This is a genomic window from Acinetobacter sp. 228, assembly GCF_048147885.1.
This window is the reverse complement of sequence record NZ_JAYWYV010000214.1, coordinates 1-1,517: the sequence shown is the minus strand read 5'-3', so window position 1 is coordinate 1,517 and position 1,517 is coordinate 1. Positions and strand designations below refer to the sequence as shown.

Sequence of the window (1,517 nt, the reverse complement as noted above, 5' to 3'; positions counted from 1 at the left end):
CTGTAATCGGCTGTAATTTCTGGTTAAAACCAACAAAAGCGATAAATGTTTCTTCGTCATCAGTTTTAGCTGGAACCAAAATGAATCGCCAAAAAACAGGAACTTTTGAATCAGATTCAAATAATTCTAGATTGTAACTTTGCTTAAAAAAGTTTGGTCTTTTCGGTTTTAAATGATCAGATTCTTTAAAAAAACGGATACCAGGTGTGTTTCCAATTTTAAAGGTGAATTTATTTGAAGAATCTTCTAAATATGTTGGAGATGGGGCATTGCCACTACGAATTTCACGAGCAAACCTATTACGGCATCTTCCAAAAATTGCACAACTGATAGTGTAGTTATCATCATCTTTTCTACTAAGATCTTGAGTAGTTTGTGAAAAAACTTCTAGCATATGGTTAGCAAAAAAGCTTAATGTTTCATCATTCAGTGATGCATCATAATAGCTTGGTGGGGGATTCTTCGATAAATCCATAATTAAGTCCTAAAGAGATTTGGGTAATCAAAATTTATTGCAAATTTTGAAAAGTGTCAACTAAAACTTTTTGCAATTTTAATTATTTGTCACCCAATATTTATCATGGAAACTACAATTATTTCTTAACTGAATCCTTATACAGTTGCAAGTTGCGCTGTATTAAGCACAGTCCTGCTTTGCTCATACTTTAAAACGTCTTTCTTTTTATATGAAACACGTCTTCCAATTTTCGAAAAAGGCAGTGATGATTGATCACAACGCATTCTGGCTAATGTCCATGGTGAGCAATCTAAATAAAGGGCAACAACTTCTTGGGGGAATTTTTGTTCTTCATTAGCCATAATGAAGCGATCCAAGTATTCTTGTTGCTCTTCATCAGATAGATTTCTCAAGTCTTTTAGCATTTTACCCCTCCTTACTTTCCGCTTTAACTTCTAACTGGATGCCTTCATATGTGCCATCACCCCCACAATTCAGACAGTGTGTATATATGCCTAAACCATCCCCATCAGGACTAAAGTTTTCAGGTAATGAAACATCTATAAATTCAGTACCGCCAATTGGCTTCGTATGAATATGAGGGGCAAGGCCGTAATAGGGGAAAATGCATTCACCGTTCCCGTCATCACAAAAATCACATGTTTTAACTTTTAATCCACTCATCCTTTAGTTCCTCAACTCATTACGTTCTTTCTTCAATTGACGCAAAAGGTTGTGAAGGGTAACGGTTACAGCTTTATCTAGACTTTTGGTTGAATGAAACTCTGCTAGTTGAGAAAGCGCTAAACCAAAAATGTGGTATGCAAACACCTTTGCAGCCTCCGGATTGTTTTTGAGAAGCCCCTCAGTACTAGGGCAAATAACTTCTTTAAAAATATGAATTGCTACCTGATCGGGAGTGCCTTCAATTCTGCTAGGGTTTAAATTAACTTCTCCAATAACTTTGCTCATTCCGCAGCTCCTGATTCTTTATCTACTAATGCACTGTAAACATCTTTAGCTTCTTTAAGAGTAAGGAACTCTGGACCTGAACCAACAG

At 36.1% G+C, this 1,517-nt stretch carries 4 protein-coding genes; all 4 read right to left on the bottom strand.

The genetic code is table 11. The features are described 5' to 3' along the window. On the bottom strand, positions 1–475 hold a 475-nt coding region (locus tag VXQ92_RS17500), incomplete at its 3' end, for a hypothetical protein (RefSeq protein WP_416682675.1). 137 nt (positions 476–612) lie between these two features. Beyond that, positions 613–882: a DNA-binding protein gene (locus VXQ92_RS17495; protein ID WP_017816980.1), complete on the bottom strand. Its 270-nt coding sequence runs from the start codon at positions 880–882 to the stop codon at positions 613–615. Between the two features lies 1 nt (position 883). After that, positions 884–1,141, bottom strand: coding sequence for a hypothetical protein (locus tag VXQ92_RS17490; RefSeq protein WP_000015928.1), 258 nt, complete (start codon positions 1,139–1,141; stop codon positions 884–886). A gap of 3 nt (positions 1,142–1,144) precedes the next feature. Beyond that, entirely contained in the window at positions 1,145–1,429 is a 285-nt protein-coding gene (locus VXQ92_RS17485; RefSeq protein ID WP_017816979.1) for a hypothetical protein, read from the bottom strand. Positions 1,430–1,517 lie beyond the last annotated feature (88 nt).

What these genes read in the sequence shown, in the direction of transcription:
- VXQ92_RS17495 (WP_017816980.1), bottom strand. Translation starts at nt 882, where the DNA reads ATGCTAAAAGACTTGAGAAATCTATCTGATGAAGAGCAACAAGAATAC.
- VXQ92_RS17490 (WP_000015928.1), bottom strand. Translation starts at nt 1,141, where the DNA reads ATGAGTGGATTAAAAGTTAAAACATGTGATTTTTGTGATGACGGGAAC.
- VXQ92_RS17485 (WP_017816979.1), bottom strand. Translation starts at nt 1,429, where the DNA reads ATGAGCAAAGTTATTGGAGAAGTTAATTTAAACCCTAGCAGAATTGAA.